Genomic DNA, 12,842 nt, shown 5'->3' with positions numbered 1-12,842 from the left:
TGACGGACGTGACCCGATCGAACCTGATCGGCGGAGAGATGCTCAACTGGTCGGATCTGCACCCGGGCGACGCCCGTCCCGCGGCCGGCGGACCCGCAGCCGTGGCACTTCTGGCCGCCGTCCTGCAGCCGGAGGACTCCGTCCTGATTGCCGGCGCCCACGCCGCCGACCTGATCACCGCCGTCGCCGCCCAGGTGACGTCGGTCGACCTGCTCGTGCGCTCCGCGCAGGACGCCGAAGAACTGGCTGAACTCCTGTCCGAGACCAAGGGAGAGGTCTTCTGCGGCTCCCTCGACCGCTTCGAGGTCGAGAAGAAGGACGGAGGGGCAGCGAGCCAGCACGCCACGGGCGGCGCCGGAGCACCGGGTGCTGGTTATGACGTGATTGTTGTGCTGGATGGGATTGATCGGCTGGTGGGGCCGGACACCGCCGGGTTCGGGTGGGTTGCCGGGGTCGAGCGGTTGCTCGGGCGGCTGCGCGCGGGTGGACGACTGCTCCTCGGGGCCGAGAATGCGTTCGGGTTCCAGCGGTTGGTGCAACCGGACATCACCGCGGCGCTTCCGCGGGATGAGGACTGGGGACGGGACGTCGCCGACCGGGCCCCGGCTGGGCTCAAACCCCTCACCGCCGCACTCCGAGCAGCAGGCGTTGCCGACGCAGGCACGGCAGGCACCGTGCAGACCTACGCCGTCTTTCCGTCGCTGACCCAGGCAGACGTCGCGCTCGGCGCCGTCGACGGACTCGCCGGCGTCGTCGCCGCGCGGGCTGTTGCCTCGCGCAACGAAGGTCCGGTGCTGATGGATCCGTACCGGCTGGTGCTGGATGCGGCCGGGGCGGGATTGGGCCTGGAGCTGGCACCCGCCTGGTACTTCGTGATCGGCGCCAATGCTCCCGCCGTGCTACCTGAAGGTGTTGTGCCGGCAGGCGAAGGTGTCTTGCTGGAGGAGCACCTTCTGATGGCCCTGCGATCTGACGATCAGGCTGAGCTTCGGCGGGTGATTCCTGGGTATGTCGCCTGGCTGGCGTCAGGGGGTGCGGGTTCGCCGGACAACGTGATTCTGGACGGGACGTCGTACCGGCTGTTCGGTGACGCGCAGGAGCTGGACGTCGTGGAGCACCTGGCCCGGTTTGCGCGACGGGCGCTCGAAAGTGGCTCACGGCAACCATGGCCCGCGGCGGCCGATCCGCACGCGTTGACCGCGCGGCTGGCGGCGATGGCCGGGATCACCCTGCCGGAGCAGGAGTTCTCGCCGGACGAGGTCGTCCGTCCGCGTGGCAGTGCCGAACAGTTGACCACCGTGGCCCGGCTCGCCGACGAACTGGCGCACGCGAGCGCTCGCGCGATCCTCTTCGAGGGCACCGTCAGCGGCATCCGCCGGTCGCTTCCGTACCGCGTCGGTCACGCCGTCCTCAACCCGGCTCGCGTCATCCGCCGTCGCCTCAAGCGGGTACTGCGCAAGGTGCGGCGCTGATGCACCACGCCAACCACTTCTACGGGCACGCCAACATCATGGCGGCGTACGCCGGGCTCTCGAAACCACCGCGGATCTGGGGCTACCTGCAGCACGGCTGGAACATCCTCGACGGCTTCGCCCACGGCACGAACTTCGCGCCGGGGATGCCGAAGTTCGTCTGGTCCGACAGCGTCCGCCGGCGCGGGCACGCGCTCGGCCTGCGCAACTACTCGGTGATCGGCTCGGTCTGGCTGTACCTGCTCAAGGTCCACCCCGAGCTGGCCACCCCGGCGAAGCGTGCCAAGGGCACCATCTTCTATCCGTTCCACGGCTGGGAAGGCCAGCACGTGCTCGGCGACCACGGCCGGATCGTTGCCTCGATCAACGAGCACGAGACCGGCCCGGTCACCGTCTGCCTGTACTGGAACGAGTACGACAAGCCCGCGATCCGCAACGTCTACAAGGACGCGGGGTTCCGGGTCATCACGCACGGCTACCGCGGCCTGCACTGGCGCCGTACCAACGCCAAGTTCCTGGTCAACCAGCTGCGCGAGCTTCGCAAGCACGAGCGGGTGGCGTCCAACCGGCTCAGCTCCGCCGTTCTGTACGGCGCCTCGCTCGGCCTGCAGCCGGGGGTCTACGGTGATCCCATGGTGCTGGAGAACGAGCACCCGTCGTTCGGCGGCCAGGCGCGGATCAAACGGCTGTGGCCGGAGCTCGACCAGCCGTTCGTCCCGCCGGCGGTCGCGCGCGAGTTCACCGACACGGAGCTGGGCGTCGACCATGTCGCCGGTCCGGCTGAGATCCGGGAGATGTTCCGATGGAACACCTGAAGATTGGCATCATCACGCAGGTCCGCGTGACCAGCACACGGCTACCGGCCAAGGTGCTGCTGAGCGTCGCCGGCCGTTCGTACCTCGAGCACCACCTCGACCGGCTGAGCCGCACCGGTCTGCCCGTGATCGTCGCGACCACCACGAACGTCCACGACGACCTCGTGGTCCAGGTGTGCCAGGAGGACGGCATCCCGGTGTTCCGCGGCAGCGAGGACGACGTACTGAGCCGGTTCGCCGGCGCTGCCCGGGAGCACGAGCTGGACGCGATCGTCCGGGTGACGTCGGACTGCCCGCTGATCGACCCGGAGATCGTTGCCGCGGGCGTCGACCGGTGGCGGGCCGAGAACGACCTCGACCTGTACATCTCGAACTGCCTGGAGCGGACCTACCCGCGCGGCATGGACTTCGAGATCTTCTCCACCGCCCGGTTGTACGACGCGGAGGCGAAGGCCACGCTCAAGGCGGACCGCGAGCACGTCACGCCGTACCTGCACCAGAACCGGTCCGGCGAGATGCGGTTGCTGAATCTGCCCTGGTCGGGCGGCTCCGAGAACGCGGCGCAGTACCGCCTCACGCTGGACACCGCCGACGACTGGAAGTTGCTCGACGCCCTCATCGAGGACTTCGACGCGCCCCGGCTCGGCTGCGCCGAACTGGTCGCGATCCTGGACGCACACCCGGAGCTGGCCGCGCTCAACGCACACATCGAGCAGAAGAAGCTCGGCGAGTGACAGCACGCAGCCCGCTCACTACGGCATGATTTACGGTGATGACCACCGATGATCCAGCTGGGGACGCCGCGGACACCCCGGCCAACGGCGCGCACGCGACGCGGGCGAAGTCGTTCGGCGCCGTCGCGTCGGCGTACGACGTGGGCCGGCCGACGTTCCCGCTCGAGGCGCTGACCTGGATCCTGGGCCCCGGGCGCGGACTCCAGGTGCTCGACCTGGGGGCCGGCACCGGCAAGCTGGCCGCGGTCGCGGCCGAACTCGGGCACGACGTGATCGCGGTGGACCCGTCGCAGGAGATGCTCGAGGTCTGCCGCCGGCGATCCGGCATCGACACGATGGTCGGCGCCGCGGAGTCGATCCCGCTCGCGCACGCCTCGGTGGACGCGGTGATCGTCGGGCAGGCGTTCCATTGGTTCGACCACGCCCGCGCGCTGCCGGAGATCGCCCGGGTCCTGCGGCCGAACGGCGTCCTGGGCCTGCTCTGGAACAACGCGGACACGGTCGTTCCGTGGGTCCGCCGGATCTTCCAGGTGATCCAGGGCGACGGCGTCGGCGGCAGCGACCGGTTCGACCCGGTCCCGATCCTCGACCAGTCGAGCCTGTTCACCCCGCCCGAGTTCGCCCGCTTCCGGCACTGGCACGACCTGAACCGCGAGGGCCTTCGGCAGCTGGCCCAGTCGCACTCGCGGGTCGCCGTACTCAAGGACACCCGGCGCGACCAGGTCCTGGACCAGATCGAGCTGATCTACGAGCACACCGCCCGGCCCCCCGAGGCCCTGCGGATGCCGTATTTCACCGACTGCTTCCGGGCTCATCCCAGCGAGTTCGCCAACTACCGCCGTACCGTCGACGGCCCGGTCGCACCGCATCTCTAGAAACGTTTTGATTGCGGTAGGTCACAAATCGGCGACTTGCGGCTAACGTGCACCTGTTCGTGTCGCGGGCAAAAGGGGATCTGATGGACGACCAGGCGGTGCGCGAGCGGGATGCCCGCGCGTACGAGGCTGTGCACGAGGCGGCCGATTTCACCGAGCTGAAACGGCGCTACCGGAACTTCGTGGTGCCGTGGACCATCGCCTTCATGGCCTGGTACCTGGCCTACGTCGCCTGCAACAACTGGGCCCGCGGCTTCATGAGCCACCGGATCGGCGACAGTCACATCAACGTCGCCCTGATCTTCGGGCTGCTGCAGTTCGTGTCGACGTTCGTGATCGCCGCCCTGTACGGCCGGTTCGCCAACCGCAAGCTCGATCCGCTGGCCCACGGCCTGAACGCCAAGTACAAGAGGGAGCGCCGCCGGTGAACTCGCTTCTCGTCCCCCTGGCCATTCCGATGGCAGCAGAGCCGGGCAACCGGGCGCTGACGATCTCGCTGTTCAGCGCGGTCGTTGCCGTGACGCTGTACATCACCTGGTGGGCGTCCCGGCAGAACAAGACCGCAGCCGACTACTACGCCGGCGGCCGCTCGTTCAGCGGCGCGCAGAACGGCCTGGCCGTCTCGGGTGACTACATGTCGGCCGCGTCGTTCCTCGGCATCTCCGGCCAGATCGCCCTCTACGGGTACGACGGCTTCCTGTACTCGATCGGGTTCCTCGTCGCCTGGCTGGTGGCACTGCTGCTCGTCGCCGAACTGCTGCGGAACTCGGGCCGCTTCACGATGGCCGACCAGCTCGCGTTCCGGATGAAGCAGCGTCCGGTCCGTACCGCGGCCGCCACGTCGACGATCGTGGTGTCGATCTTCTACCTGCTGGCCCAGATGGTCGGCGCCGGTTCGCTCGTCGGGCTGCTGCTCGGCGTGAAGAGCGAGGGCCTCAAGGCCGCCGTCATCGTCCTGGTCGGCGCGCTGATGATCATCTACGTGACCATCGGCGGTATGAAGGGCACCACGTGGGTTCAGATCGTGAAGGCCGTGCTGCTGATGGCCGGCACCGTCGTGATCACCTTCCTGGTGCTGCTGAAGTTCCACTTCAACCTCTCCGACCTGCTCGGCTCGGCCGCGGCCAAGTCGGGCCACGGCGAGTCGTTCCTGCAGCCCGGCCTGCTGTACGGCAAGGACCTCACCGGCCAGATCGACTTCCTGTCCCTCGGCCTGGCGCTGGTCCTCGGTACGGCGGGTCTGCCGCACATCCTGATCCGCTTCTACACCGTGCCCGACTCGCGGTCCGCGCGGCGCTCGGTGCAGTGGGCGATCGGCCTGATCGGCGTGTTCTACCTGATGACGCTGGCCCTCGGGTTCGGCGCGGCGGCGCTGCTCGACACCGGCAAGGGTTCGGCGGTGGCCGAGTCCAAGGGCAACGTCGCGTCGCCGCTGCTGGCCGAGTCCGTGGGTGGTGGCGCCGGATCCACCGGCGGGGCGATCCTGCTGGCGCTGATCGCGGCGGTCGCGTTCGCGACGATCCTCGCGGTGGTTGCCGGTCTGACGCTGACGTCGGCGTCGTCGTTCGCGCACGACCTCTACGCGAACGTGATCGCGAAGACCAAGCCGTCCGAGAAGAGCGAGCTGCGGGTGGCGCGGTTCGCGGCGATCGGGATCGGTGCGGTCGCGATCGCGCTGGCCATCCCGGCGCAAAAGCTGAACATCGCGTTCCTGGTCGCGCTGGCGTTCGCGGTCGCGGCCTCGGCGAACCTGCCGGCGCTGCTGTTCAACCTCTTCTGGAAGAAGTTCAACACCGCGGGCGCGACCTGGAGCATCTACGGCGGCCTGATCTCGGCCGTCGTACTGGTGGTGTTCTCGCCGGTCGTGTCCGGCAAGCCGACGTCGATGATCACGAGCACCGACTTCCACTGGTTCCCACTGTCGAACCCAGGCATCGTGTCGATCCCGCTCGGCTTCCTCTTCGGCGTTCTCGGCACGTATCTGGGCCGGGACAGGTCCAGCGAGCAGCGGTACAACGAGCTCTCGGTCCGCGCGCTCACCGGCGCCGGTGCGGAGGGCGTCGCCAAGCACTGACGTACCTCCGGAAGGCCCGGCTCGCATCGCGCGAGCCGGGCCTTTCGTCGTTTCCGAACCGTTGACGCCCGCGTAGTGGTGCCGTAACAATGAGCCATCGCCGCGCAAGAAATGAGCAACTCAGCGAAAGTTTTGAACTCCTGCGTGGTGGTTCTTCCCTGTCCCGCCCACCAGGAGAGCCCATGCGTATTCCGAGATGGCGGTTGCTGACCGCCCTGCTGGCTGCGAGTCTCGCGGCCGCACCACTCGTCCGGCCGGCGCCCGCCGCGCGGGCCGCCGTACTCGCCGGACCCAACCTCGCCGCCGGCAAAGCCGCCTCGGCCAGTAGCAGCACCCAGACCTACGCCGCGCCGAATGTGACGGACGGCAACCAGGGCAGCTACTGGGAGAGCGCGAGCAACGCGTTCCCGCAGTGGGTCCAGGTCGACCTCGGCTCGTCGGTCGCGACCAACCAGGTCGTGCTCAAGCTGCCGACCGCCGACTGGGCCGCCCGCGACGAGACCCTGGCGGTCCAGGGCAGCGTCGACGGGCAGAACTTCACCGACCTGTCCGCATCCGCGGCGCGCGCGTTCAGCCCGCCGAGCAACACCGTGACGGTCAACTACGGCACGGCGACCACGCGGTACGTCCGGATCCGCATCACCGCGAACACCGGCTGGCCGGCCGGGCAACTGTCCGAGCTCGAGGTCTACGGTCCGGCGACCGGTGACACCCAGGCTCCCACCGCCCCGGGCGGCCTGGCCTTCACCGAGCCCGGTGCCGGGCAGATCCGGCTGACCTGGAATGCGTCGAGCGACAACGTCGGCGTCACCGGGTACGACGTCTACGCGAACGGTCAGCTGCGCACCAGCGTGGCCGGCAACGTGCTCACGTACACCGACAACCAGCCGGCCAACGTGTCCGTGTCGTACTTCGTCCGCGCGAAGGATGCTGCGGGCAACCAATCGGCGAACAGCGGGGTCGTGACCCGGAACGGCAGCGGCGGTCCGGGCAGCAATCTTGCGCTGCACAAGCCGATCACTGCTTCCGGCTACACCTTCACCTACGTACCGGCGAACGCGAACGACGACGACGTGACGACGTACTGGGAGGGCAACGCCAACCCGGCGACGCTGACGACGCAGCTCGGCGCGAACGCGGACCTCAGCTCGATCGTCGTCCGGCTCAACCCCGACGCGGCATGGGGCGCCAGGACGCAGACGTTCTCGATCCTCGGTCGCGAGCAGAGCGCCTCCGGGTTCACCACGATCGTGCCGAGTGCGGCGTACAACTTCGCTCCGGGCTCCGGCAACAGCGTCACGATCCCGGTCAGCGCCCGCGTGGCCGACGTACGGCTGAACTTCACCGGGAACACCGGCGCCCCGGCCGGCCAGGTCGCTGAGCTACAGGTGCTCGGCGTACCGGCGCCGAATCCGGATCTCACCCTGTCGGGAGTCAGCTGGACGCCGACGTCGCCGGTCGAGACCGATGCGATCACGGTCCGCGCGACGGTCAACAACGGCGGTACAGCGGGCTCCGCGGCGACAGACGTGAACTTCTACCTCGGCGGGACGAAGGTCGGTACGGCGGCGGTCGGCGCACTCGCGGCCGGCGCGTCGACGACGGTCAGCGCATCGATCGGGACGCGGGACGCGGGGTCGTACGCGTTGAGCGCGAAGGTCGACGAGGCCAACTCGGTGATCGAGCAGAACGAGGGGAACAACACCGCCGCCGCTTCCGGACCCCTTGTGGTGACGCCGGTGGCGAGTTCGGACCTGGTCGCGTCGGCGGTCAACTGGACGCCGGGCAACCCGTCGGCGGGCAACTCCGTCGCCTTCTCCGTTGCTCTGCGCAACCAAGGCAGCGTCGCCTCTGCGTCTGGTGCGCACGGGATCACGCTGACGGTGCTGAACGGGTCGACCGTGGTCACGACGCTGACCGGTTCGTACAACGGCGCGATCGCCGCCGGTGCGACCACCCCTGCTGTTGCGCTGGGCAACTGGACGGCGGCGAACGGGCGCTACACGGTGCGGGTCGTGCTGGCCGACGACGCGAACGAGTTGCCGGTGAAGCGGACGAACAACACCAGTGAACGGCCGCTGTTCGTCGGTCGTGGCGCGAACATGCCGTACGACCACCTCGAGGCAGAGGACGCCTCGGTCGGCGGTGGCGCGGCCGTGATCGGACCGAACCGGACCATCGGCGACCTCGCCGGTGAGGCATCCGGGCGGCGGGCGGTGACGCTCAACTCGAACGGCGCGTACGTCGAGTTCACCACGCGGGCTTCGACGAACACGCTCGTCACGCGCTTCTCGATGCCGGACTCCGCCGGTGGCGGCGGCCAGAGCTCGTCGATCAGCGTGTACATCAACGGCACCTTCGCGAAGACGCTGCCGCTGACCTCGAAGTACGCCTGGCTGTACGGCGCGGAGGCGTCGCCGAACAACTCGCCCGGGTCGGGACCGGCGCGGCACATCTACGACGAAGCCAACCTGATGCTCGACCAGACCTATCCGGTCGGCACGAAGATCCGGCTGCAGAAGGATCCGTCGAACGGCACGACATACTCGATCGACTTCATCGACACCGAGGCGGTCTCGGCCATCGCGAATCCGGGTGCCGGGTTCGTGACGCCGGCCGGGTTCACCCAGCAGGACGTGCAGAGCGCGCTGGACCGAGTGCGGCAGGACACGACGCTGCAGGGCGTGTATCTGCCGGCCGGTGAGTACCAGACGTCGTCGAAGTTCAACGTCTACGGCCGGGCGATCCGCGTGGTCGGCGCCGGGCCCTGGTTCACGCGGTTCGTGGCGCCGCAGAACCAGTCGAACACCGATGTCGGGTTCGACTCGCAGTCGTCGGCGAACGGGTCGACGTTCAGCGGGTTCTCGTACTTCGGGAACTACGACAGCCGCAACGACGGGCCCGGGAAGGTGTTCAACTTCGCGGGTACGTCGAACATGACGATCGACAACATCTGGATCGAGCACCAGATGTGCCTGTACTGGGGCGCGAACACCGACAACTCGGTGATCAAGAACTCGCGCATCCGGGACACGTTCGCCGACGGCATCAACATGACGAACGGATCGGCCGGTAACACCGTCAGCAACAACGACGCACGCTCGACCGGAGACGACAGTTTCGCGCTCTTCAACGCCACCGACAACGGCGGCGGCGAGGTCCGGGACAACGTCTTCGAGAACCTGTCGGCGTCGCTGACGTGGCGGGCGGCAGGGTTCGCGGTGTACGGCGGGACGAACAACATCTTCCGGAACCTGTACGCCGCGGACATGCTCACGTATCCCGGGATCACCATCAGTTCGCTGGACTTCGGCATTCCGATGAACGGCTTCGGGGCGACACCGCCGACGGTCTTCGAGAATGCTTCGGTCGTGCGGTCCGGCGGGCATTTCTGGGGCAATCAAGCCTTCCCCGGCGTGTGGATCTTCTCGGCGTCGAAGATCTTCCAGGGAATTCGCGTCAATGATCTCGATGTCGTCGATCCGACCTACAGCGGAATCATGTTCCAGACGAACTACGTCGGCGGACAGCCGCAGTTCCCGGTCGCGGACACCGTCTTCACCGACACCACAATCTCCGGAGCCCACAAATCCGGCGACGCCTTCGACGCCAAGTCCGGCTTCGGAATCTGGGCCAACGAGCTCCCCGAACCCGGCCAAGGCCCAGCCGCAGGCTCCGCCACCTTCAACAACCTAACCCTCACCAACAACGCAGTAGACATCCAAAACACAACCACCACCTTCACCATCCACCGCAACTAGCCGCTCTCCGGCCACGACGGAAGCTCCCGGGAGTGCGCACCCCACCCCACGCGTGCGCACTCCCCCGGCGCCAGGCGTCCGCACCCCCGGAGCCCGAGCCCCGGCGCGGAGCCCGAAGCGGAGGCCCGGGCCCGGAGCCCGAAGCGGAGGCCCGGGCGCGGAGCCCGAAGCGGAGTCGTGGTTGCACGGTCAAGAGGCGCCGGGGTGGTCAGAGGGCTGCGAAGGCTGGGGGCCGGCGTCGGCTTCGCTTGTGTGTCGGGACCCCATACGGCCAACCGTGCCGCCTCCGCGAGCGTCACCTCCCCGCCCGTGGGTCCGACCCGAGGCGCGAGGCGCGAGGCGCGAAGCACGAAGCGCGAGGCGCGGACTCGGAAAAGCAGAACACAGGCACGCATCCCGGAACGCGGAGCAATCGCTGAACGCGAAGCGCGGAGCCCAGAACGCGGAACGCGGAACGTGGAACCAGGTGCGAGGCGCGGCGCCGACCGCCGGAACACCAAGCCCACAACGCACAGTCCGAACCGTCCAACCGACCAGCCCGCAGCACGGAACCCGGAACCCAGCGTGCGAGCCGTGCAGCCGGCCGACCGGAACACCGAGCACGGAGCCCGCGACCCCCGGAGTACCGCCCGCAACACCAAGCACGGAGCCCGCGACCCCCGGACTACAGCCCGCAACACCAAGCACGGAGTCCGCGGCCCCGGGAGTACGGCGCGGAACGCGAGGGTGGAGTCCGGGGCCTGGGGTGTGGCGCGGAGCGGGGCCGGGCTTGGGGTGCGGCGCCGTGGGTCAGAGGGTTGCGAAGGGTGGGGGGACATCGGCTTCGGTTGTGGTGTTGGGGCCCCAGACTGCGAACCGTGCTGCCTCCGCGAGGGTTACGTCGTCGGACTTCCAGCGACTGGGCCGCAATCCGCTCGCAGAGGCTGCGGGCATAGGTGTCCCGCCCCACGGCTCGGGTGTTCGCCGCGCAGTTCGGGGGTCTGGGGTGGCGGTGGACGCGAGCGCATCGCCTGGACGATGGGCCCGTGCGAAGCCGCGAGTCGATGGCTCAGGTGCTCGGGCTGATCGCCTAGGGCGGTGAACCAGTGGCGGATCGGGGCATGATGGATCCTCGACCGGCGGTTGGGGTGCGTCGGCGCGGGCCGGTGGTCGGAATACCCGAGGGGAGGGAGGGTCTGCCCAGCCGGGGCGGGCGACATTCACGACGCCGTCGAGGATCGTGATGCGCCAGTGGCCGGCGTGGAGGTCGGTGTGGTGGCGACGGCACAGCAGCACAAGGTTCGAAACCTTGGTCTCGCCGCCGTCGATCCAGGAGATCAGGTGGTGCGCGTCGCACATGACGGGCGGAGCTCCGCACACGACGCAGCCGCGGTCACGGGTGTTCAGAGCGCGGCGGATCCCCTTGGTCACAAGGCGTTCGGCGCGGCCGACGTCGAGCGGCTCCGATGTCGAGCCGAGGACGACCGGGATGACCTTCGCATCGCATGCCAGCCGCCGGATGGCGGCCGCGGACAGTCCGCTGTTGTAGACCGTCTGCCCGATCGCGTCCGCGGTGGCTGCCTTCAGGTCTTGCAGGTCGATGGTCACGGTGATGTTCGCCTTCGCCCCGAATCCAGGCACCACATCGTCACCCGCCCGATGATTGTTCGCGCCAGTCCCCGCGCCTTCGCCCGTGCCCGGCGCCGCGCTGTGCCCGGCGCTGTCCCCGGAGCCGGCCGCGGTGTTTTCGTTGGCGGACTTCGGTGCTGTCGGCCGGGGGATGGTGGGTGAGGAGACACCTGCGTCGAGGGCGGTTGCGGCGAGGGTCAACGCGGTGCTGAGAGCGTCCGCCTGACGCTTCTCGCGGGAGCGCGGGTCAGGGTCGCCCTCCAGGGTTTTGCGGGGACGGGCGCCGGCGACGATCAGGGCACGGAGGAGTTCGGCGTTCTCGTTGGCGAGGTAGCCCCTGAACTTCACGCCGCGGTCGGCGTTGGTCAGGGTGAGGGATTCGCGGGCGGAGGCCTTCTGCTCCTCGGGCTCGGGGCCGTCGGTGTCGAGGATGTCGCGTGCCTGGACGGCGGCCTTGCGGAGCTCGGCCGGCGGGAGGTAGCGGGCGAGGCGAACCAGCTCCTGTTCGGCGCACTCGAGGTCGGCGACTGGGACGGTTGACGGTGCTTTCTCGAGCTCTAGCACAATCGCTTCGGCTTGCGCAGGCCGCAACATCACCTCGGCCTGACTATCCTCCAGCGGTCCGTCCACTGGGAGGGCTGCGCTGACGGCGGCGTACTTCGGAAGGGCGTTGGCCAGTGCGACGTCCCGGCGGGCGCGCTGGTGGTCGAGGCGGTAGCGGTACTCGATGAACTGGACCGTGTCCCGCGCACCGACGCGCTCCGCGTGGCCGGTCTTGTCCAAGGCGGCGACCAATCGCAGCCGGTACGTCTCCTGGCGGGCGAGGTCTGCGTGGTTGTGGTCGAGGGCGAGCAGGAGCTCGTGCTCGCTCATCAGCTCGGGTGGCCGCTCGTCCAGCAGTTCCATGCACCAAAGCCTAGCCGCGGCCTCCGACAGTTTTCAAAGCCAGATCCCTTGAAAACAAGGGATCTGGCTATCCACACTATCGAACGGCCTGTGGATCTTGCCCTAGGCAACCAGAGCGCCGGTCGGGTCGGCGCTAAAGGTCCTTGGCCATGCGGGACAAGGCTTCGCCGGCCTTGAGGACCAGCGCTTGGTCTGCTTCGGGGAGGCGGTTGAGGAGGTTGGCCAGTTCGTCGGCGGCTTGCTGGCCGGAGGCTTGGACGGTGGCGGCGCCGGCCTCGGTGAGGACGACGGCGGTGGCGCGGCCGTCGACCGGGTCCGGCTCGCGGCGTACCAGGCCCGCCTCCTCCAGCGCCGCGACCGTCGTGGTCGCGGTGGGCTGCGAGCAGGGGACCCGGCTGGCGATCTCCCCGATCCGGATCGGTTGTTCGTCGGCGATCAGCATCAGCGCCAGGAACTGCGTCGGATGCATGACCGCGGTGGTCCTGCTCCGGCGCAGGTGCCTGACGATCCGGTGCATGCTCACCAGGAGTAGCAGAGTCTCCGCCGCCGCCATGTCGATCACCTCCGAGGGGAAGCGCCATCCTGGCACAGGCAGCC

At 68.7% G+C, this 12,842-nt stretch carries 9 protein-coding genes; 7 read left to right on the top strand and 2 right to left on the bottom strand.

The features are described 5' to 3' along the window. Nucleotides 1-8 precede the first annotated feature (8 nt). The 7 genes from ACIA58_RS09415 (at nt 9) to ACIA58_RS09385 (ending at nt 9,731) form a co-directional block, all read left to right on the top strand. Complete coding sequence (locus ACIA58_RS09415) at nt 9-1,472, top strand: hypothetical protein (RefSeq protein WP_396403099.1); 1,464 nt, start codon at nt 9-11, stop codon at nt 1,470-1,472. Then, nucleotides 1,472-2,287, top strand: a complete 816-nt coding sequence (locus ACIA58_RS09410) for a hypothetical protein (RefSeq protein WP_396403098.1) — start codon at nt 1,472-1,474, stop codon at nt 2,285-2,287. The genes ACIA58_RS09415 and ACIA58_RS09410 overlap by 1 nt, the downstream gene beginning before the upstream one ends. Further along, nucleotides 2,275-3,021 carry a cytidylyltransferase domain-containing protein gene (locus ACIA58_RS09405; RefSeq protein ID WP_396403097.1) on the top strand — a complete coding sequence of 249 codons (747 nt, stop codon included), beginning with the start codon at nt 2,275-2,277 and terminating at the stop codon, nt 3,019-3,021. Before ACIA58_RS09410 ends, ACIA58_RS09405 begins: the two co-directional genes overlap by 13 nt. Nucleotides 3,022-3,059: 38 nt before the next feature. Next, nucleotides 3,060-3,896 (top strand): methyltransferase domain-containing protein, encoded by an 837-nt coding sequence (locus ACIA58_RS09400; protein WP_396403096.1) that lies wholly within the window; start codon nt 3,060-3,062, stop codon nt 3,894-3,896. A gap of 83 nt (nt 3,897-3,979) precedes the next feature. After that, nucleotides 3,980-4,324, top strand: a complete 345-nt coding sequence (locus ACIA58_RS09395; protein ID WP_396403095.1) for a DUF485 domain-containing protein — start codon at nt 3,980-3,982, stop codon at nt 4,322-4,324. Between the two features lie 29 nt (nt 4,325-4,353). Beyond that, nucleotides 4,354-5,970 carry a cation acetate symporter gene (locus ACIA58_RS09390; RefSeq protein WP_396403331.1) on the top strand — a complete coding sequence of 539 codons (1,617 nt, stop codon included), beginning with the start codon at nt 4,354-4,356 and terminating at the stop codon, nt 5,968-5,970. Nucleotides 5,971-6,152: 182 nt separating this feature from the next. Next, entirely contained in the window at nt 6,153-9,731 is a 3,579-nt protein-coding gene (locus tag ACIA58_RS09385; RefSeq protein ID WP_396403094.1) for a discoidin domain-containing protein, read from the top strand. A gap of 789 nt (nt 9,732-10,520) precedes the next feature. Here the strand turns inward: ACIA58_RS09385 and ACIA58_RS09380 are convergent. Both ACIA58_RS09380 and ACIA58_RS09375 read right to left on the bottom strand, forming a co-directional pair. Continuing rightward, complete coding sequence (locus ACIA58_RS09380) at nt 10,521-12,245, bottom strand: DUF222 domain-containing protein (protein ID WP_396403093.1); 1,725 nt, start codon at nt 12,243-12,245, stop codon at nt 10,521-10,523. Between the two features lie 133 nt (nt 12,246-12,378). Then, a complete protein-coding gene (locus tag ACIA58_RS09375; RefSeq protein WP_396403092.1) occupies nt 12,379-12,798 on the bottom strand; it encodes a MarR family winged helix-turn-helix transcriptional regulator in 420 nt (139 codons plus the stop codon). Nucleotides 12,799-12,842: the final 44 nt, after the last annotated feature.

This window comes from Kribbella sp. NPDC051586 (assembly GCF_044453965.1).
Taxonomy (GTDB): Bacteria; Actinomycetota; Actinomycetes; order Propionibacteriales; family Kribbellaceae; genus Kribbella.
The sequence above is the reverse complement of the archived record's forward strand: the minus strand, read 5'-3'. Positions and strand labels throughout refer to the sequence as shown.